Source organism: Thermotalea metallivorans (assembly GCF_001562415.1).
GTDB lineage: Bacteria > Bacillota > Clostridia > Peptostreptococcales > Thermotaleaceae > Thermotalea > Thermotalea metallivorans.
The window spans coordinates 60724-80614 of record NZ_LOEE01000027.1; the positions used below are offsets into that span (position 1 = coordinate 60724).

Annotated in this window: 20 protein-coding genes; 8 read left to right on the forward strand and 12 right to left on the reverse strand. The window is 42.2% G+C overall.

Annotated elements, in window-relative coordinates; genetic code table 11:
- Positions 1 to 343: 343 nt before the first annotated feature.
- Positions 344 to 709 carry a phage holin family protein gene (locus AN619_RS04900; protein ID WP_068555364.1) on the reverse strand — a complete coding sequence of 122 codons (366 nt, stop codon included), beginning with the start codon at positions 707 to 709 and terminating at the stop codon, positions 344 to 346.
- A gap of 158 nt (positions 710 to 867) precedes the next feature.
- Here AN619_RS04900 and AN619_RS04905 point away from each other — a divergent pair, with 158 nt between their 5' ends.
- From AN619_RS04905 to AN619_RS04915, 3 genes are all read left to right on the forward strand, one after another.
- Positions 868 to 1929, forward strand: a complete 1062-nt coding sequence (locus tag AN619_RS04905) for an NAD(P)/FAD-dependent oxidoreductase (RefSeq protein ID WP_068555365.1) — start codon at positions 868 to 870, stop codon at positions 1927 to 1929.
- A 147-nt stretch (positions 1930 to 2076) separates the two neighbouring features.
- On the forward strand, positions 2077 to 3816 hold the full coding sequence (locus tag AN619_RS04910; RefSeq protein ID WP_068555366.1) for a 2-oxoacid:acceptor oxidoreductase subunit alpha: 1740 nt from the start codon (positions 2077 to 2079) through the stop codon (positions 3814 to 3816).
- Complete coding sequence (locus tag AN619_RS04915) at positions 3813 to 4673, forward strand: 2-oxoacid:ferredoxin oxidoreductase subunit beta (RefSeq protein ID WP_068555367.1); 861 nt, start codon at positions 3813 to 3815, stop codon at positions 4671 to 4673. The genes AN619_RS04910 and AN619_RS04915 overlap by 4 nt, the downstream gene beginning before the upstream one ends.
- Positions 4674 to 4696: 23 nt before the next feature.
- Here the strand turns inward: AN619_RS04915 and panD are convergent, their stop codons facing one another.
- The 4 genes from panD to AN619_RS04935 are packed head-to-tail and all read right to left on the reverse strand — an operon-like array spanning position 4697 to position 7657.
- Entirely contained in the window at positions 4697 to 5080 is a 384-nt protein-coding gene (panD, locus tag AN619_RS04920) for an aspartate 1-decarboxylase (RefSeq protein WP_068555368.1), read from the reverse strand.
- A gap of 5 nt (positions 5081 to 5085) precedes the next feature.
- Positions 5086 to 5934: a pantoate--beta-alanine ligase gene (gene panC, locus AN619_RS04925; RefSeq protein ID WP_068555369.1), complete on the reverse strand. Its 849-nt coding sequence runs from the start codon at positions 5932 to 5934 to the stop codon at positions 5086 to 5088.
- A gap of 20 nt (positions 5935 to 5954) precedes the next feature.
- Positions 5955 to 6788, reverse strand: a complete 834-nt coding sequence (gene panB, locus AN619_RS04930) for a 3-methyl-2-oxobutanoate hydroxymethyltransferase (RefSeq protein ID WP_068555370.1) — start codon at positions 6786 to 6788, stop codon at positions 5955 to 5957.
- Positions 6789 to 6790: 2 nt separating this feature from the next.
- Complete coding sequence (locus AN619_RS04935) at positions 6791 to 7657, reverse strand: Rossmann-like and DUF2520 domain-containing protein (protein WP_068555371.1); 867 nt, start codon at positions 7655 to 7657, stop codon at positions 6791 to 6793.
- A gap of 449 nt (positions 7658 to 8106) precedes the next feature.
- On the opposite strand from AN619_RS04935, the gene AN619_RS04940 reads away from it, so the two are divergent.
- On the forward strand, positions 8107 to 8661 hold the full coding sequence (locus tag AN619_RS04940; protein WP_068555372.1) for a phosphatase PAP2 family protein: 555 nt from the start codon (positions 8107 to 8109) through the stop codon (positions 8659 to 8661).
- A 300-nt stretch (positions 8662 to 8961) separates the two neighbouring features.
- Positions 8962 to 9381 carry a hypothetical protein gene (locus tag AN619_RS04945; protein ID WP_068555373.1) on the forward strand — a complete coding sequence of 140 codons (420 nt, stop codon included), beginning with the start codon at positions 8962 to 8964 and terminating at the stop codon, positions 9379 to 9381.
- Positions 9382 to 9457: 76 nt separating this feature from the next.
- Here the strand turns inward: AN619_RS04945 and AN619_RS04950 are convergent, their stop codons facing one another.
- The 4 genes from AN619_RS04950 to splB form a co-directional block, all read right to left on the reverse strand.
- Positions 9458 to 9967, reverse strand: a complete 510-nt coding sequence (locus AN619_RS04950; RefSeq protein WP_068555374.1) for a hypothetical protein — start codon at positions 9965 to 9967, stop codon at positions 9458 to 9460.
- A gap of 10 nt (positions 9968 to 9977) precedes the next feature.
- On the reverse strand, positions 9978 to 10403 hold the full coding sequence (locus AN619_RS04955; RefSeq protein ID WP_068555375.1) for a hypothetical protein: 426 nt from the start codon (positions 10401 to 10403) through the stop codon (positions 9978 to 9980).
- Positions 10404 to 10445: 42 nt separating this feature from the next.
- Positions 10446 to 10787: a cupin domain-containing protein gene (locus AN619_RS04960; RefSeq protein ID WP_068555376.1), complete on the reverse strand. Its 342-nt coding sequence runs from the start codon at positions 10785 to 10787 to the stop codon at positions 10446 to 10448.
- Between the two features lie 97 nt (positions 10788 to 10884).
- A complete protein-coding gene (splB, locus tag AN619_RS04965; RefSeq protein ID WP_068555377.1) occupies positions 10885 to 11910 on the reverse strand; it encodes a spore photoproduct lyase in 1026 nt (341 codons plus the stop codon).
- A 359-nt stretch (positions 11911 to 12269) separates the two neighbouring features.
- Between splB and AN619_RS04970 the strand changes: the two genes are divergently transcribed.
- The 3 genes from AN619_RS04970 to AN619_RS04980 all read left to right on the forward strand — a co-directional run bounded on the left by AN619_RS04970 (position 12270) and on the right by AN619_RS04980 (position 15328).
- Entirely contained in the window at positions 12270 to 14084 is a 1815-nt protein-coding gene (locus AN619_RS04970; RefSeq protein ID WP_068555378.1) for a heme NO-binding domain-containing protein, read from the forward strand.
- A gap of 152 nt (positions 14085 to 14236) precedes the next feature.
- A complete protein-coding gene (locus AN619_RS04975; protein ID WP_068555379.1) occupies positions 14237 to 14977 on the forward strand; it encodes a CAP domain-containing protein in 741 nt (246 codons plus the stop codon).
- A gap of 15 nt (positions 14978 to 14992) precedes the next feature.
- The gene (locus tag AN619_RS04980) at positions 14993 to 15328 is read left to right on the forward strand and encodes a hypothetical protein (RefSeq protein WP_068555380.1); all 336 of its coding nucleotides are present in this window, start codon (positions 14993 to 14995) and stop codon (positions 15326 to 15328) included.
- Positions 15329 to 15353: 25 nt separating this feature from the next.
- On the opposite strand, the gene AN619_RS04985 is transcribed toward AN619_RS04980, so the two are convergent.
- Genes AN619_RS04985 through AN619_RS04995 form a run of 3 tightly spaced genes read right to left on the reverse strand, consistent with a single transcriptional unit; the run spans position 15354 to position 19672 of the window.
- On the reverse strand, positions 15354 to 16598 hold the full coding sequence (locus AN619_RS04985; protein ID WP_068555381.1) for an efflux RND transporter periplasmic adaptor subunit: 1245 nt from the start codon (positions 16596 to 16598) through the stop codon (positions 15354 to 15356).
- Positions 16599 to 16610: 12 nt separating this feature from the next.
- On the reverse strand, positions 16611 to 18962 hold the full coding sequence (locus AN619_RS04990) for an ABC transporter permease (RefSeq protein ID WP_068555382.1): 2352 nt from the start codon (positions 18960 to 18962) through the stop codon (positions 16611 to 16613).
- Complete coding sequence (locus tag AN619_RS04995) at positions 18962 to 19672, reverse strand: ABC transporter ATP-binding protein (RefSeq protein WP_068555383.1); 711 nt, start codon at positions 19670 to 19672, stop codon at positions 18962 to 18964. The genes AN619_RS04990 and AN619_RS04995 overlap by 1 nt, the downstream gene beginning before the upstream one ends.
- Positions 19673 to 19891: the final 219 nt, after the last annotated feature.

Sequence of the window (19891 nt, forward strand, 5' to 3'; positions counted from 1 at the left end):
AATTTTGTTTTGCCAGCAAAAATGATTGTTTTCAATTATATTTGCAATTATTATTATATACATAATTCCGTAATAAGTAAATATAATTTTGAAATATAATTAAATAATTTGTTTTTTATTGCATATAAAAAATATCACATAAGTATTTTAAGGTAAAAATAGATAATTTCATATTCTTAGGAAAACTTTTTAATAAATCTTAGCGTATGGAAGCATCCAATTGTTGTGGATAAAAATATTCAAAGCAAGTAAATTCTTCCTAACGTAAAAAACGCTGCTTCCCTTTCATGGGGAACAGCGTTTTTCTGCAAACTGAATCCCTTAGATCAACTCTAAGGGATTCTTAGAATACACCTTTGCCAGGAATAATCATATTGATAATTCCTATAACAAGAGCAGCGAGAATCGCTCCAAGGAAGCTTACCGTTACTCCGGCAACAAGGTAACCTGTTAAGTAGATAATGATTGCCGCAACGATAAAACCTGTAACCCCCCTTCCAAAGGGCGTTGCATCAAAACCTGTAAACCTTTCAATAAGATAGTCCAGTACCCCGATGACGATGGCCGCCAAAAGCAGTGGTACAAATCCTCTTATTGTGAAGTAGGGAGTAAAAAAGGCTGCAACGGCTAAAACCACCATAGAAACCAATATCCTGACAATCATCTGACCGATTCTCAGGTCCCCTTGTTCTCTTTTTCTTTCTACCATTTGTATAACACCTCCATATTTGTATATATAAACATTATTCTCTCCTTGATACTTTTTTATGTATCCATTCTCATAAGTCAATGCATCATTTCATGATATTTTGTCTTTTGGTCCATACTAATGCTATACATGAAATGTTATACAAGGAGGCATGTCTTATGAAGGTGGCAATTGTCGGCGCCGGGTTATCGGGCCTATGCTGTGCTTACGAATTGGAACGTCATCACATCATTCCAACCCTATTTGAAAAGGAAAAAAAACTTCCCTCGGGTTTTTCTTATCCCGAAGCAATCATTGAACTGCTGGAACGTCCTATTACAGATATCTTTCAAATCCTTTCCGACAGGTATGATTTGCAGTTGCATCCTATCAGCCCTATTAACAAGATTGAATTCTATTCTTCCAAGGAAACGGCTGTGATCGAAGGCAATCTTGGATTTATTACTGCCAGAAGAAGCCATGAAAATTCCCTGGAAAGACAGCTGCTCAACAAAATTCAAGGGGAAATCATATACAACATCGTACCCAAATATAGTGACCTCATCAAGGAATATGATTATATTGTCATTGCAACGGGTGATACTGCCTACACCCAAGAATTTCAGCCTTTCCAAACTGACGTAAGGGCAGACATGGTCCTGGCACAGATTGAAGGGGAATTCAATCCCGATACAGTACAGATGTGGCTAAACAATGACTTTGCTCCCAAAGGCTATTGCTATATTTTGCCTATGAATAAAACAACAGCCCTTGCCGCCATAGGAAGTCCTTTGATTCAATCCAATATCAAAGAACATTGGAATCATTTTGTAAAAAATTGTGGCCGTCAGTTTACTGTGCTGGAAACGAGAGATGCAAAAGATTATATTATGGGGAGGCCTGCATCGGGAAGAATCGGCAATGTATTCTTCATCGGCAATGCGGGAGGCTTCATTATGCCCTCCTTTGGTTTCGGACAGACACCTGTGATGTTGAGCGGCATCAAGGCCGCCCGAGCTATTGCTCTGGGGGAGGACTATGATGCATTCTTCAAACAAATGCAAAGAGATTACGTCCTTTCCCTTACCATGCGGAGGCTATGGGAAAGGATGGAAAACCACCATTTTGATTCCCTGGTAAAAGCACTGAATCGTCCTTTGGCGAAAAAAATATTTGAAAATAAGCGCATCAATTTTCTAAAGCTGGCTACCCAGCTATTGTCTCCCATTCTAAAAGAATAAAGAAGCAAAAATCTACTTCCTCTTTTTCGGCGATAAATCTTTAGGAAAGGCATATAATACCAATAGCATGATTTTTTTCTTGATTAGATCCATACACTTATTGGTAGATATAAGATAGGCCAAAAATAAGCCGGAGGAGGGATGCCATTGACAGAAAATATCACCCTGATGCTCGGGGGAATTCAAGGAGAAGGTATCGTCAGTACAGGAGATGCCTTGATTCGAGCACTTTCCAGAGCAGGATATTATGCCTTTGGATATAGGACCTTTTCTTCAAGAATCAAGGGCGGACACACCCATTATGTGATTGACATCCACACAGAAAAGGTGCTAAGCTGTAAAGACCCATTGGATATACTGGTGGCTTTTGATGGAGATTCTATAGAAATCAATCTGCCGAAATTAAAAAAAGGCGGTCTTTTGATCTACGATGATATCATACCGGAACAAGAACTGCTGCAACATATGGACAAAAAGAATTATTTCATTCTTCCTGCCCCCCTTACCGCCATTGCTAAAAAATATGGCGCTGCCGTTATGCGGAATACGGGCATCTTAGGCCTACTCGGTCAATTGTTCCATATTCCTTTCCATTTCTTTGCGGGAGTGGTGGAAAAGAACTTTCAGAGAAAGGGGGAAGAAATAATTCGCAAAAATATCAGTGTACTCAAGGAATGCTACGAGTTATCCCTTGAGGATCAAAGACTTTCTTTGGAATATATGCTGATGCCTCCCAAAAACCCTATGGCAAGGGCCTCCATGATCGGCAACGAAGCCATAGGACTGGGAGCCCTGATGGCCGGCTGCAGATTTATGGCAGCCTATCCCATTACCCCATCCTCGGAGATTATGGAATACCTTACAAAAAAATTCCCCGACGATAACGGGATCATGATGCAAACAGAGGATGAAATCTCTGCCATTACTATGGCCATTGGTGCTGCCTATGCCGGTGCCAGAAGCATGACAGCCACTTCCGGACCGGGCATCTCCCTAATGATGGAGGGAATCGGCCTTGCCGGCATGGCAGAGATCCCAGTGGTCGTTGTCGATGTCCAACGGGGTGGGCCAAGTACGGGCCTACCTACCAAGCATGAGCAAAGTGACATTGAATTCCTTTATCACGGCCCCCACGGTGAAGTGCCGATCATTGTTCTCGCTCCCTACACAGTAGAAGAATGCTTTTCTCAGACGGTTTGGGCCTTCCATTTGGCAGAGAAATACCAATGCCCTGTAATAATCCTAAGCGATCTGCATCTGGGATTATCGAGACAAACCCTCGATTCCCTGGATAAAGGAAATATTCAAATAGATCGTGGGAAACTCATGAGGGATGAAGATTTCAACCCCAAAGAAGAGCTTCCCTTCAAACGTTTCCGGTTCACAGAGGATGGCATATCTCCCCGAGCCATCCCCGGGCAGCCCTTTGGCATGCACCATGTGACAGGTATTGAACACTTGGAAACCGGAAGACCTTTCGAAGGTTCCCAGAACAGAAAACAAATGATGGAAAAACGGCTCCGGAAGCTGAAGGACCTTGAAAATTCAGATCATATTGATTTGTTCGGCAATGGGGAGGGCCATCTGCTCATCTTATCCGTTGGCTCAAATTACGGAATACTCAAAAGGGTAATCGAAGAAAATCAGTACCCCGCAACTCTAGGCATGTTGAGGATGATCAAGCCTCTACCCGTCAAACAATTAAAAGAATTGTGTGGAAAATACAAAAAGATTTTGGTAGTAGAGGGCAACGCCACAGGACAACTGGCATCCATCATCAAAAAAGAAGTAGGATATCATGACAAAATCGTCAATCTCTTGAAATATAGCGGCACACCTTTCCAATACAAAGAAGTGCAATCTAAGATTGAGGAGTTGATCGAATGAAAACTGCCAAAGATTACAGCAATCATACCACTCCTACTTGGTGCCCCGGCTGTGGTGATTTCTCCGTACTCCGTTCTTTGCAGGCTGCCCTGGCCCACCTTGAGATTGAACCCCATCACGTGGCAGTAGTTTCAGGTATCGGATGCTCCGGAAGAATATCGGGCTACTTGAATGTATATGGTTTCCACAGCATCCATGGAAGGGCACTGCCTGCAGCCCAGGCCATCAAACTGGTAAATCCTGACCTTACCGTGATCGCTTCCGGTGGGGACGGGGACGGTTTTGCCATTGGCACATCCCATACCATCCATGCCATTCGCAGAAATATTGATATAACCTATATCGTAATGAACAACCAAGTGTACGGCTTGACGAAGGGACATACATCCCCATTAAGCCAGACAGGATTTGTTACGAAGAGTACACCCTATGGTTCCATAGAGGCCCCTATCAGGCCGGGCCTGCTTGCCTTGGCTGCCGGTGCCACCTTTGTGGCCCAAGGCTTCTCAGCCTTCCAAGATCAATTGGTAGATATCATCATCAAAGGAATTCAGCATAAGGGTTTTTCTCTCATCAATGTATTCAGTCCCTGCGTAACCTTTAATAAAATCAACACCTATGGGTGGTTTAGGGAACACCTGGCAAATTTGGATGAGGACAAAAACCATGATCCGTCTGATTTTCAAAAAGCCATGAACAAATATATAGAAACGGACGGTCTTTTCACAGGCATCCTATATCAAAATCACCATCAGGATTACTACAGCCAACTTCCGGGAGAAAGGAAGGTTCCTATCATAAAACAGGACCTGGATATCCGCCACAAATTGGATGAACTCATGGAGGACTTCATTTGAAAAGCGGAGGAATCTTCCTCCGCCTATCTGCTTTCCCCATGTTTTTCCTGGTCGGCCATTTCAATCATTCTATTTTTCTCATCCACAAAAACAATCCTTGGTTTTAAGATTTTTGCCTCTTCTGGGGTAACCCAGCAGTAAGCAATAATGATGACATGGTCTCCCGGCTGCACCAGCCTTGCGGCAGCACCATTTAAACAAATCACGCCGCTGTCGGCTTCCCCTTCGATGACATAGGTTTCCAACCGGGCCCCATTGTGGTTGTTCACAACCTGCACCCTTTCTCCCGGCAAGATATTTGCAGCCTCCATCAGCCTTTGATCGATGGTAATGCTGCCTACATAATTTAGATTGGCCTCCGTTACTGTGACACGGTGGATTTTCGATTTAAACATATTCAGCATCATCTATTCTATACCTCCAAGCGTATATTGTCAATCAATCGGGTTCTGCCAATTTTCACCGCAAGGGCGATCAATACATCCCCCTGGATTTCTTCTATCGCTTCCAATGTAAAAGCATCCACAATTTCTACATAATCAATGGAAGCCTTTGGTTCATCTTTGATAAAATCTATCATCCATTCCTTTACTTTCTGTACATCCCTTTCCCCTTTTCGGATCATCTCTTGTGCCCCAAAAAGAGATCGGGACAGCACCAGTGCGGCCTTCCTTTCCTCTTCATTCAGATAAGTATTTCTGGAACTCATGGCAAGGCCGTCCATTTCCCTTACAATGGGGCATGGGATGATTTCAAGGTCCATGTTTAAATCTTTCACCATTTGCTGGATTACCGCCACCTGCTGGGCATCCTTCTGGCCAAAATATGCCCGGTCAGGCTTTACAATATGGAAAAGCTTCGTCACCACTGTGGCAACGCCTCTGAAATGTCCCGGTCTTGAAGCACCACACAGCCTAGATGTGATCCCTCCTTCTACTTCTACGTAAGTTTTATAACCTTGGGGATACATTTCTTGTACGGAGGGGTGAAAAATCACATCAGCCCCTGCCCTTTCCGCCAATTGGCTGTCCCTTGCCAAATCCCGGGGGTATGTTTCATAATCTTCCCCTGTGCCGAACTGGGTAGGATTGACAAAAATGCTCACCACCACAAATTCATTTTCCTCCTTGGCCCTTTTGATCAGGGACAAGTGTCCTTCATGGAGATATCCCATAGTAGGCACAAATCCTATTTTTTTTCCTCCTCTTCTTGCCTCTGATACCGCTTCCCGCACCTTTGCAATGGTCTCTATAATTTTCATCCTTTTCCTCCTGCCTATTCCTACAATTTCGCCAGTATTTCCTCATCCATGGCAAAGGTATGCTCCTTTGCCGGAAAGGTCATGGCCTTCATTTCCTCTATATATTGCCTGCATGCTTCTTGTATGATACCGCCCAATTGGGCATACTGTTTCACGAACTTTGGCTTAAAATCCGAAAACATACCGAACATATCCTGGGTTACCAGCACCTGTCCGTCACAATATTTCCCTGCGCCAATGCCAATGGTAGGAATATCCAGTTTTTCTGTAATCATCTTCGCCAGCAGTTCCGGAACACATTCCAGAACGATGGCAAAAGCCCCTGCCTCCTGCAACAGCAGGGCATCCCGAATTATTTTTCTGGCCTGCTCTTCGCTTTTTCCCTGAACCTTAAAGCCTCCCAGCAGATTCACCGATTGAGGCGTTAGGCCAAGATGAGCAATCACAGGGATCTGGGCCCTGACAATGGCCTTTACTTTGTCAATAATCTCTTCTCCCCCTTCTAATTTCACTGCATGGGCATTTCCCTCCTGAATCAGCCTTCCAGCATTTCGCACACTTTCCTCCACACTGATATGATACGACAGGAAAGGCATATCGCCAATGACCATGGCCCTTTGGGCTCCCCTGGCCACGGCTTTGCAGTGATGGATGATGTCGTCCACCGTTACTTGGAGAGTATTCGCATAGCCCAACATCACCATCCCCAAGGAATCCCCCACCAACAAACTGTCTATTCCTGCGTCATCCAACAGCTTTGCCGTAGAATAATCATAGGCCGTCAACATAGAAATCTTTTCACCTTTTTTCTTTGCCTCCAAAAAAGATGCCGTGGTAAATTTCTTTACTGTCATCATTACACCTCACTCAATATTTTTTTTAATCCTTCCTTTTTTTCAGGGTCTTTCAACTTATGGACGGATGCCAAATGGAAAGTCATCTGCCCCATCATTTTATAAAACCATAAAGTCTCCGGCATTTTTTCCTCTATGGATTGAATATGATGAAAAATTGTTTCTCCATCACCCCTGGCGATAGGTCCCGTCAAAGCAATGGCAGTCCCCAAGGCCTCAATGTTTTCAATGGTCCCTAAAATCAGTGGAAGCACCGCTTGAAATCCTTCTTTCTTGGGAATACCGATTTTTTCAAAGTATGCCAGTCCCTGATGCATCAAAGTCACGAGATAATTGGAAAAAATACAGGCTGCCGCATGATATAGCCCTTTATGCTCCGTGGCAATTCGAAAGGTTCGATTGCCCATCTTTTGAAATAATCCTTCGATCACGTCCATTTTTTCCCCATCTCCTTCAATGCTGAAATAGGTATGTTCCAAATCCTCTATAGCCTTCCCTATGTCGGCAAAGGACTGCAGGGGATGAATGGAATATATGAAGCAGCCCTTTTCCTTGGCACGATACAGAATTCGAGAAGAAGATGCCCCGCTCATGTGGGCAACAATTTGCCCTTTTCGAAAGGCATTCTCCTCTGCCAAATGATCACATACCTCTTTGATATGATCATCCGTTGTAGTGATCCATAAAAAATCTACATCTTTTGCTAGCGCCTTCGCTGTCTCATAGACAAAACTATTGGTGCTTGCCGCCGCCTTCAAGGCAGAGTCCGTAGACCTGCTAAAATAACCTTGCAGGGCAAAACCCTTCCGTTGCAGGTAGGCCCCAAAGGCCGTTCCTACTTTTCCTGCGCCGATAAATCCCATTTTCATTCCATCACTTCCTCAAAAATAGAAATCGCCTTCTTCCAGCCAACAAAGCATCATACATTCAGATAAAAGGCAAAAGAAGGCGACTGCTATTTATCAAAAATATGCAAAAAAGCCCTTCTGAGCATTCCTCAAAAAGGCATCATCCTGTCCCTTTCATACCTTTTCTGTCTCGGTCCCGTCGGCTCAGAGCAGATTTCTTTTCAATTTCAATAATCCCCTTAGGGGTATAGCTCTTTCGATGCTATCCAAGCTTCATTGTATCACATCTCATATGCTTCCACAATAAGGATTTATTTGCGTTGTGTTTATTTGAAATTGTGTTGAAACAAATAAGGCCCATTGTATTTCTGTAGAAAATTTTACATTCTGATAACATGTTCATAACATGCCTCCCATATGATAAAATTAGAGAGAATTAATGAATACAAAACACAGGGAGGCATGAGCCAATGCATAAAATTATTCGGGTCATTGCTGCGGGAGATTTAAAACTTTTCTATATTTTTAATGACCATCTGAAATGCATTTTTCTAGATCGTATCGTCCCTTTGATTACCGGCCTAGGAGGAGCTTTTTTTACTGTTACCACATCCCTAATTCTTATTTGTTTCGGAAAAGGAATCATAAATATGGCAGGATGGCAGTGCCTTACAGCTTTAGCAACCAGCCATATTGTTGTTCATTATTTAAAAAAAATTTTTGCCAGACCGCGTCCTTTTCTAAATATAACAAATATACATACCTTCAAAAATCATCTTTATGACTATTCTTTTCCATCGGGACATACAACAGCAGCTTTTGCCATGGCATTCACCCTATCCATCTTTTTCTCTCCATGGACTCCGCTATTTATTACTTTGGCAATACTCGTGGGATTGTCTCGAATATATCTGGGTGTTCACTACCCTACCGACGTATTTATGGGAATGATCATTGGAATTGTTTTTTCCGTGGCAAATCATATTTTGTTCAATCAATGGATCTTTCCAGTTTTCAATTTTTAGGGAAAGGTTTTTATTTTCCAGACTTTATTTTTGGTTTATTTTTTTGTATCCTTTGTATCTTCAAAGTTTCTTTTTTGTTTTTTCCCTATTTCCTCCTAGTTTTTTACTTTAGAAAAGCAGCGCAGGTCTGAATAGGAAGGCGAAATCTCAAGGTGCCATGACCTTGGTATCGCTTTGTCTTCGGCCTACAGCAAAGAACTGCTTCACCTTTTCTTTTACTGTAAAAAAATTTTAGAATATGATGAAACTTTTTTTCTTTTTCTACGTCTATATATAGGGGGAAATTGAGGGGGGATCATCATGAAAAAATTCTTTCTGTTTTTTGTATTGGGTTCCATTGGCATGTTTGGACTGATAGGGTGTAACAATCAGGAAATAACGGGCAATGTAAAAGATTTCAAAATGATATATGATACCGGCCAGCTTGACCAGGAAGTAATCCACTGGATTTATCAGACGAAATCAAATACTGGCATATATAAAAAACATTTTTCATCGGGTACCTTTATTCTTATCAGTCTGACGGATCATCCAAATTATTTGATCAAAAAAGTTCATATCAAAAAGGACAAGCACGGCTATATCTTCAGCATTACCTTAAAGAAATCCGGCCAGGTATCTTCCTTGTTAAATGAGCCATTGCCGTCGTCTCCCATCATTCTCCAATCCGCCACAGCCAATGACAATGCCACATATGATATGAAGGTAATTTACCAGTAAAGTCAAAATGCCTCCTTTACTATATACATAATAAAAAAGCAAAGGTATTCATCCTCATGAATGCCTTTGCTTTTCTCTAAATAAGGGAACTCATTTTCTTGACGGTTTTTATTTTCCATCTTCCCTTTTCCATTACAAACAGCAGATCTTCTATTTCTTTTCCCTTCATACTTTCGAGGCTATTTTTTTGAACGGAATAGTTTTTTGCGATCCTTACCCATACCCCTTCCGCCGTAGGATAATATAAATGAATTTGATAGGCCAATGTCTCATAAGGATGCTGTTTGAAATCTTTTGCCAGCTCCTCCCTTAAAGCATGGTAGTCCCTCGTCTTATCATCATGATATCCCTTAGAAATATAAGCCATGTAATCATTCACTTTTTTTTGCAGCACACTTCTTCTTTGGCGCTCAAGAATCTCTCCGATTTCCTTTTTGATTCTCAGAAAATATGCCTCGTCTTCCCTTGCCTTCAGATACACATTCACCGACTGATCTTCCCCAGGATAAAGTCTTTCCACATCCATAGACATACCAAAAATAATTACCCATAAGACAAAAGCAATGATCAAGCAGAACTTTTTCATTCTAGTTTTTTTAATCCCCTACAACGGTAATCAGCCTGTTTCCCACATCCCTAAGTTTTCGCTCCCCTAGGGTCTCGAAAGCTACTGCCAGAATAGTTTTGATGACGCCTTCATCCTCATCATATTCATAGGCATAATAATAGGCAATCAGGTCCTCCGGCAAGTTTTCCTCGATCTCTACCGCATACTCATCCGCCTTATTCATTAGCTCCGATATAAATTCCTCTTCATCTGTTTCTATATCCAAATCAAATCCCTCCTCCTGGAGGTCTTTTTTTAGGTTTTCCCCATCGCACTGAAGAATAAAGGCCAAAACATCTTCTCTTTTTGTTCGTTTGGAAATATCGGCGACCACATCAAATTCTGTATTTTCCTTGATAATCTTTGCAATTTCTTCAAAGGCATACTGCTTATTTTTTTCTCTAATGATGCTCATATATTTCACCCCTGCTTTCATAAATAGTATCCACTCTATTGCTTATTCAATCTTTACACCAAAGTTGGCCAACAGGATCACATCCTCCGTGCCTTGATTGAACAGTCCGTGCACTTGGCCGGCGGGTGCTGCAATCATATCCCCTGCCGATAGCTCCACCCTTTCCCCATTGACAAGCACAGAGGCCTTTCCTTGCAGAATAAAAAATGCCTCCGCTACATCATGGGCATGGGTCCGTATTTCCCCTTGGGGCTCAATTTTTATATACTTGTTCGTAATGCCCATGCCATGCTGCCCGGTCAGCATATCCTTTACGTATACTCCCGGAAAAGTAGGATGCTTCACCCATTCCATATCTTGCACATGAAATACCAGTGTCTTCATTTATCTTCCCCCCTCGCCCTGTTTTATTCCATTGTACCATATCCTTGTTTTTATCACAATTGGGCCACCCTCTGGTTCAGCAATCCTTTCCATAATGTTATGTAAAATATTCAATATGCCCATTGGGAAAATATTGCATAATCAATTCCGACAGGTATTCTTTCATCTCCTCGGCAACATCCTTGGGATAAACATATTTTGCCCGCCCATACTTTCCAAATTTCAATACCCGCTTCCCTTCATCCATATCCAACTTGGTATTGGGATACCTCTTTCGGATGATTTCCTTGGCATTGCGGGTAAAACGATGCTGGATAAGCTCAAAGGTGATAGCTTCTCTTCCCGCAAAGTTCAAATGTTGCCGCAGTTCTTCCATCAATTTTTTGTATCCTTCCCTCCATTTTTCATGAAGAAGAATGGGAGCAATAATAAATCCCAGGGGATAACCTGCTTTTCCCATTTTTTCCGCCGCCTTCAATCGTTCTTCAAGGGGGTGGGTATTATGCTCAAACTGGTCCACCACATACTGGGAGTTAACAGAGAACCTGAATCGAGTATTCCCTTGGTGTTTTGCATCCAGTAGAGAATCTACATTGGAAAATTTGGTCACCACCCTTAGTTTTCCTTTCTCCAAAGTGCCAAAATGTTCGATAGTATCCCTTAAAGCTCCTGTAATGTGTTCTACTCCTAAGGGATCTCCCGTACTGGCTGCCTCAAAGACAGTTGTCTCGGGAAGCCTGTTTTCAATGTATTGACGGATGGTTTGGAAAATTTCCTCTATATTCACATAGACCCTGACATAGGGTCTTTTCCCTTGGGTAGTAAACAAATAACAATACTCACAGTTGCCGGGACAATTGGTCACCAGGGAAAATTGGTAATGGGCCGAAGGTTTGCATACATCCAATGAAAGGCTCTTTTTCGTTCCCACCACCAAAGTCTTTTTGGCATTGGAAAATTTTTCCCTATCGGTATCGCCGGGAATATTCCTCACTTGATGATGGGATGTAGTCTTCAAAATAGGAATATCATGTTCCATGCAAAATTTGTAAATCCTCTCCCCCATAGGAAATTCCAAGGCTGCTGGTTCAAAATAAACACGATCCGGCATCCAAAGTTTCATGGGCCATCGCCCCTTTCTATTTCTTGATCAAATATTTTTCTCTACCTATCTTCTTCACTTTCTTCGTCCTTTATGCAGATCATTTCTTCTTCCTAAAGAAAAAGACAGCCGGAAAGGCTGCCTTTTTCTTTGATGAGTTGTGGGTGGGAATAAGGTGTATTTAAAAGTCTTTCGACTTTTAAACTATCTTTATCTATTTTCATGATTTCCAAAATATATATTTTTATTCATGTTTTTTAGATTTTTTTTGTGGTATATACTTAGGGGAGCGGTTGTTGACCGACCGATTCTGTAATATAATAAGGATGTACATACAAGTATTTCCAAAGAAATTATACATACCGCAAGGAGGATAAGATATGAAGGGTACAGTAGTGTCTACATGGATCAGCAGTCTTGAAAATCTCTATGGGAAGACCGTTGTAGAAAAAGCAGTGCAGAAAATCGGCTGGGAAACCGATCGGATAATTACTCCATTAGAAGATATCCCCGATCATCAACCGAAGGAAATCGTAGAAGAAGTTGCAAAAACTTTAGGGAAAACAGCAGGTGAAGTATGGCGGGAAATCGGCAGAAGCAATATTAAAACCTTCCAAAAGTGGTTTCCGTCCTATTTTGAGCGATTCAGCTTAAAAGGATTTCTTATGATGATGGATGATGTCCATGCCCAATTGACAAAAATGATTCCGGGTGCAAAACCCCCCAGACTGATTGCCAAAGAAACAGGGGACAAAGAAATTGAAATTCTCTATGAATCAAAAAGAGGGATGTTCGATTATTTCCTCGGTCTGCTGGATGGCAGCGCTATATTTTTTAACGAAAAGATTATAACGGATGTTCTAGAAAAAGGTACATACCCCGATGGAAGAGCTTACCTAAAGGTGAAGATTCGATTGGAGAAGGACAATCGAACACTTCAAAAATACCTTGCAAACCAAATTCTTTCCTTTGGTTTCATCAAGAGTATACCTTTCAAAATCGCCGCTGTGGTTGCTCTCATATCCTTTGCAGCACCTTATTTAAAGGTAGGCAGCAATACCTTCTTGAATCAAGTGATTTTTACTGGTTTTATATTTTTTGTTTCCTTTGCAGCCAGTGCTACCATACTTTCTCCTATTCAATCCATCAAAAAAGAATTGGACATGCTGTCCAACCTTGATTTTGCCAGCAACTTTCAGATTAAGACAGGAGACAGCTTTGAAAACTATATCCATGAGATTAATACAATGAAGGACAAGATAAAAAAGGATTTTCTATTTTTAAAAGGCGGTACCGACGATATGTATAATTTTACACGGAAATTCTCTGAAATCGCAAAAGATATGAAAGAAGTTTCCGACGGCATAGCGGACTTGGTTCAGGAAGTAGCCAACGGCGCCATGCACCAAGCAGAAGAGACGGAAAAGTCTGTCCATATTTTGAATGATAACATTGAAACCCTAAACCAACTGGCTTCACAGGAGGCCAGAAGCAAGCAGCAGTTGGAGTCAGCCGTAGAGGACATCCGCACCTCCTTCCGAAAAATCCAAAATGTAGCCGCCATGCTCCTCCATATCAAAGATGATTTTTCCGCTGTCAATGCCCAAGGGGAAGATTTATCCAAGCGAGCCCAAGGTATTATCGATATTGTAACCACCGTAGAACAGATTTCTGATCAAACAAACCTGCTGGCACTAAATGCTGCCATTGAAGCTGCCCGGGCCGGAGAAATGGGCAGAGGTTTTACCGTTGTGGCCGAAGAAATTCGCAAACTGGCTGAAAATTCAAAGGATGCCGTAAAAACTATTAATGAAAGCCTTCAATTATTTACTTCCGATGTGAAAAGCATGATCGCACAAGTTACAAACCAATTTCACCGATTGGAGGAAAGCAACAAAACACTGGCTGCCGTTGCTTCTGACAACGAAAAAGCCACAAAGGAAATTACCCTTGTATCCGATCAAATTGTCGAACTTGTAGAGGCATTATCCTTAGAAACAAGAAAAATATCGGACGTATTCCAAAATATACATTCCTTGGCGGCTATTGCCGAAGAAAATTCTGCCGCTACCCAGGAAATGAGTGCCAATGTCATACAGTATTCCAGCAGGATTAAAGACTTAACCGATTATATACAGCAACTGGAGACATTGACCAGCAATCTGAAGATAGAATTAAAAAAATACAAAATATAATTTTTTCTTTCCGACCGAAGAAAAGTACGGGAAATCCGTGCTTTTTTTTTGCATATTTCTCCTCCCTTCCCATAATGTGTTATCTACAGTGCCGGCGAAGGATTCATGTTTTTTAAAAAACAAGGAAATAATATGATTGAGGTGATTATACTATGAAAAAAATATTCATCATATTTGCAACAGTAATTCTGATCCTTGCCGCATGTACTCCCGTAAGACCACAGCAGAGGCCCATGGTTACACCCCAGGCTTCTTCCATTTTCAAAAAAGGGAGTGTGGAGCAAATCAAGATTATTGCCGACCAGGCTCCTTTAAGAACCGGTCATTCCACAAACTATCCCATCATTCGGCAGCTTCCCAAAAACAATGTCTATCGGGTGCTTCGTGACAGGGAAGGTTGGTATGTGGTAGAAACCGATGACGGTCAAGTAGGCGCGGTAGAGGCAAAACAAGCAAAACCCTATATTGAACCTCCCAGCATGGCCGACCAGCAGCAGAACATTGCCCAGCTGACGCCCAATGAGGAGGAAATGCTTCGTCTTCTCAACGGTGAAAGGGTAAAGCGAGGATTAAATCCATTAAAGCTTGACATGGAAATTACGAAGGTAGCAAGACTAAAATCCCAGGATATGATTGATAACAACTATTTCAGCCACAATTCTCCCACCTATGGAAGTCCTTTCGATATGATGAAGCAATTTGGCATCAAGTATATCTATGCGGGAGAAAATTTAGCGGGCAATCCATCTGTGGCAAATGCCCATGAATCCCTTATGAATTCTCAAGGACATCGAGAAAATATCCTGAATCCTAATTTTACCCATATCGGTATCGGTATTCGTGAAGGCTCCCGATATGGCAAAATCTGTACCCAGATGTTTGTGGGAAGATAGGAAAGGGGTTTATTCATGAGACATGAAATAGACAGCGAAAAACATCGCAATAATTTGTTGAAAACCGTTGAAGGAACAGCATGGATTCTATGCGATGCTCTAAAGACAATGGTGCATCACAATATCATACCGGATGAAGATGCTTCAAAGGCACCGGCATCCAAACTGGCCCAGCATATGGCAGAAATTTTTGAAGTCCTGTCAGAATGCGAAGAACCTGCCGTCATTGACTATACTGCCGACAGGATGCTTCGATTTGCAGACAAGGAGCAGGACAAGCTTGTGCAATATGTGAAAAATTATATGGGGGACAATCCTTTGGCAGAACGCATTTTGCGGCGCCGATCATAAAAAAGCCCAAAAATCCGGGCTTTTTTTATTCGTTCTTTTTCTGAATCTGTATCCCTTGCTTTATCTTTTCGTTAGGCGACAAAATGACCTCTTCTCCCTGTTGAAGACCTTTGACAATTTCCACACGCTCTCCGCTTTCAATCCCCTTTTCGATCTTTCTTAATACCGCTGTACCCTTCTGGTTTACAAAGACAGCATGGTTTCCTTCATATTCAAAAACAGCATTTTCTGGTATCCACAGTACCTCCGGCTTTATTTGGGTAATGATGCGAATATCCACCTCATAGTCGGGCTTTAACTTTCCGCCTTTGCCTGCTTCTGAAAAATCTATTTCAATCTTCACCCTCTTCTGCTCAATCCCCAGATCAGATATTTTGCTGAAGGCCTTGGGATATATTTTTCTCACAACGCCTTTCAGATCTTTGATCCCCAAATCATCACTCCAGATGACAACAGGAGCCCCTTCTGTCACCTCTCCAATCTCACGGATTAAAATATCACTTTCTATATATAAATCATCTCTGTTTCCAATCTCAAAGAGGGCCATTCCCGGCTGGATATATGTCCCCGTTTCTATTGCTTTTGCCATAACCATACCCTCTCGGGGTGCTCGAATAATTAAATTTTCCTTTTTTTGATAGAGCAAATCAATTTGGGACTGAATCTGACTGATTCTGGCTTCATATTGCTTTCTCTGCTGGGTTGAAATACCTTTTTCCACCATTTCCAAATCGCTTTTGGCACTTTCTAAAGCAGCCTCTTGCAAATGCAAATTTGCCAATGCACTCCTATAAGTTTCATAGCTGACGGCTCCCTCTTCATAGAGTCTTCTGCTGTTGTCAGCCGCCCTTTTTGCCTCTTCATAAGAGACCGTAGCACTCTTTACGGCAGCCTGCATCTTTCGCACCACTTGCCCGTCACTAGGTTTTAATGCCTCCTGATACTGGGCCATAGCCGCCTCCTTTTCTGCCTTCAGCCCTTCCAATTGTATGCTCAATTCTTTTTCATTCAATTTTGCCAAAATGTCCCCTGCCTTTACTTGATCCCCCACCTGCACCAAGATTTCTGCCACTTTTCCCCCTTCGGAGGCATAAATCGTCGTCTGCTGTTCCATTTTCACGATGCCTACTTCTTCAATATACTTTTCAAGCTTTCCCTTTTCCACTGGAAAAGTCTCTACTTCCAGCCTTTGATTTCTTCCTATGGCAAAATAGGCAATGCCTATCACGCCTAGGATGGCTAGGACAAGCCATAGCTTTTTTCTCTTCATTTTCTCTCCCTCCTAGGAAACACGATTCTTTAATGCGTCGATAAAATTAATGCTGTAGATTTTCTTTAAAGTAGCCAGCTGGGCAACTAAGACAAAGCCAAGGGTAGCAACCGCCGCTATGATATAAGTCTTCGGCGTCAATATCACAGGAATCGTATACATATCGGTGTTAAAGGCTTCCGCTATGCCCTTTATCATGCCGTATCCCACAGGCATGCCTATCACGATGCCAATGGCGGCCATCAGCATATTTTCCTTGGTAATCATCTGATATATATTCTTTTTGTCAAATCCTAAGACCCTCAAAGAGGAAAATTCCATGCTCCGTTCTGCAATACTGATGATGGTAGAATTATATACAATGGCAAAGCCTAAACTCCCCCCGAAGAGCATCAGCACTCCCGTTGCATAGATGGCAGAATCTAAAAACTGCAAAAAAGCATTTTTCATATCTTCCACCGATTGTACAGCGGAAATATACTTGATATTTTTTAACTTCTCTTGAACATGATCCTTTGCCCTTACAGATACGCCTGTAACCATACCCTTTTCCGCCAAGGTATTCTCCATCTCATCAATATTCATATAGGCATTGATCCCTAAATACTGCTTGATAATTCCCTTTACCTCCACCGTGATGTCATCTTTCTTTGGCATAAAATTCTTGATCGTAATTCTATCCCCTACTTTTACCTGGAGCCCCTTGGCCAATCCCTCTGTAACAAATATCCCTTTCTCCGGAAGCATGATCCTCCGTTGGAATTCGTCTCTAAAGTCATAGAATCGGGTATTTCTTGGCACACCGATAATGTTCACCACCTTTTTTCTCCACCCCTTTCGCAGCTCAAAGGGATATTCCAGCTTTGGTTCTATATGCTCTGTTTCAATCAGCTGTTTTATCTCCACCATCACCTTCCGATTCATGGGTTTTGCAAAATCAATGGTATAATCCATTTTCTGAAATTCTCCGTAATGCAAAGAAAACATGGCGCTCATGGCATTGCCCTGGGCTATGGGTACCAGGATGATTCCATAGGTTAATGCAATACCGCATACCAGAAAGGCAAACCGCCTTTTACTTCGGGCAATATTCCTGATGACCATCTTCCAGCTAAAGCTAACACGGGACCAAAACCATTTTGCCTTTTCTAAGAAGATCCTTTTTCCGGCCTTCGGTATCTCGGGACGCATAGCATCGGCAGGCATAATTTGCAATACAGGTTTGGCTCCCATCAGTCCTGCAAAAACACAAAAAACACTGGTGAACAGGATGGCATAAAACATGTATCCATAGTAGATATCTATCTTTAAAAAGGGTATGTTATAAAACTGGGCATAGGTCTTGGCCAACAAGCCAGACAGCAGAATCCCTCCTATATTTCCCATCAAAGCTCCTGTAATGCCGATAACCAAAGCAAACTTCACATAATGGGATAAGATCTCATCATTTCCGTATCCCATGGCCTTCAGCACGCCGATATAGATCCGGTCATTTTTTACAATTCTTGTCAGCATGATATAAATAATCATAGCAGCGACTATCAAAAACAGCATGGGAATGGCCGTAGAAGTCTTTTCCAACTGATTGAGTTCTTCCGTCAACATTCGATGACTCAATTGGTCTTCCCGTTCCACGATCCGTTTTACTCCATAGCGGTCCAATTCCTCTTCAAGCATTCTCACAACATCGTCGATTCTATCATGATCCTTCACCTTGATTAGAATCTCATTATAGCTATCCCTATATCCAAAGGTCGCCTGGGCAAAATTTTCGCTTACATAGACCACGCCGAATTTTTCCGGTGCCGGCAGCAGGGCCTGCTCATTCTCCATAAGATAGATATACTCGGAGCTAGCGGCAATACCTGCCACATCCAACTGCACCATTCTCCCGTTGATATAAGGGGTAATTTTGTCTCCTACAGCAATACCCCTGGCTTTGGCAAACTGTTCCAGCACAATGGCTTTTTTCAATTCTCCATGGATATCTTTTCCTTGGAGCATATATAAATCATTTATCTTTTTCTGACTCTCGGGAAGAGATACTATTCTCACCCTTACCTTTTCATGGGCATCGTCCACCTTCAAGGGCACATCAAAGCTGATTCGACCTTGGACCTCTCCAATGCCTTCCATTTCCCGTAGTCTGTCTAGAGCACCTCTGGGTATTTTGACCACTTGAACAAAAATATCCCCAAAATTGGTCTGACTATAGTAATCCTCTACCGTATTCTTCATATTCATGGCCGTCATACTAAAGGAAACGTATATGCACAACCCTAGCGCAACCACTACGGCAATGGAGATGAACTGTCCCTTGGCATGCTTTAACATTCGAAACAACCGAACATCCAGTTTGCCCATTACCATTCAATCCTTTCCGGCGGCAGGGGATGGATATTTTCTTTTATCTCCACAATCCTGCCGCTGCGCATTTTAATCACACGATCCGCCATCTCCCCGATGGGTGTATTATGGGTAATAATGACCACCGTCTTATGGAATTGCTTATTGATTTTGTGCAGCAAAGATAAAGTCATGATTCCCGTTTGAAAATCCAAAGCACCAGTAGGTTCATCACATAAGAGGATCAAGGGATTTTTGGCCACTGCCCTGGCAATAGCTACCCGCTGTTGCTCTCCGCCGCTCATCTGTGAGGGAAAATGATCCTTTCTATCCCCTAGCCCTACTTCCTCCATAATATGGTCAATGTCCAAGGCATCCTTACAGATTTCCGTAGCCAGCTCCACATTCTCCCGGGCCGTTAAATTGGCAATCAGATTATAAAATTGAAATACAAAACCCACCTTATCCCTTCGATAGACCGTCAGCTGCCGGTCGTTATAGTTCGTAATTTCCTGCCCCTGGATAAAAACATTGCCTTTCGAAGGCGAATCCATTCCCCCCAATATATTTAAGAGGGTACTTTTTCCCGATCCGCTGGGACCCAAAATAACGACAAACTCCCCTTCGTACAGCTCAAAACTTGCATCCTGCAGGGCATGAACAACTACTTCCCCCATCTGATAGGTTTTGCTGACGTGCTCCACCCGCATTAAAACTTTTTTGTCCATCATCATCATCTCCTAAGCGACAACGATTGCAATTGATTGTTTTTTTCTTTTTTTTCCAGCAATCTGTACTCCATAAACATATATATACTCCACCAACCATCCTAAATCCTTTCTCACATCATATACTAATTAATGATGCTGGAGAGAATTTTAGACCAGTCAAAAACTTCGTCGTCATCCCATGAAAAATGGGCGATGCAATCTACATTTTTAGTTGAT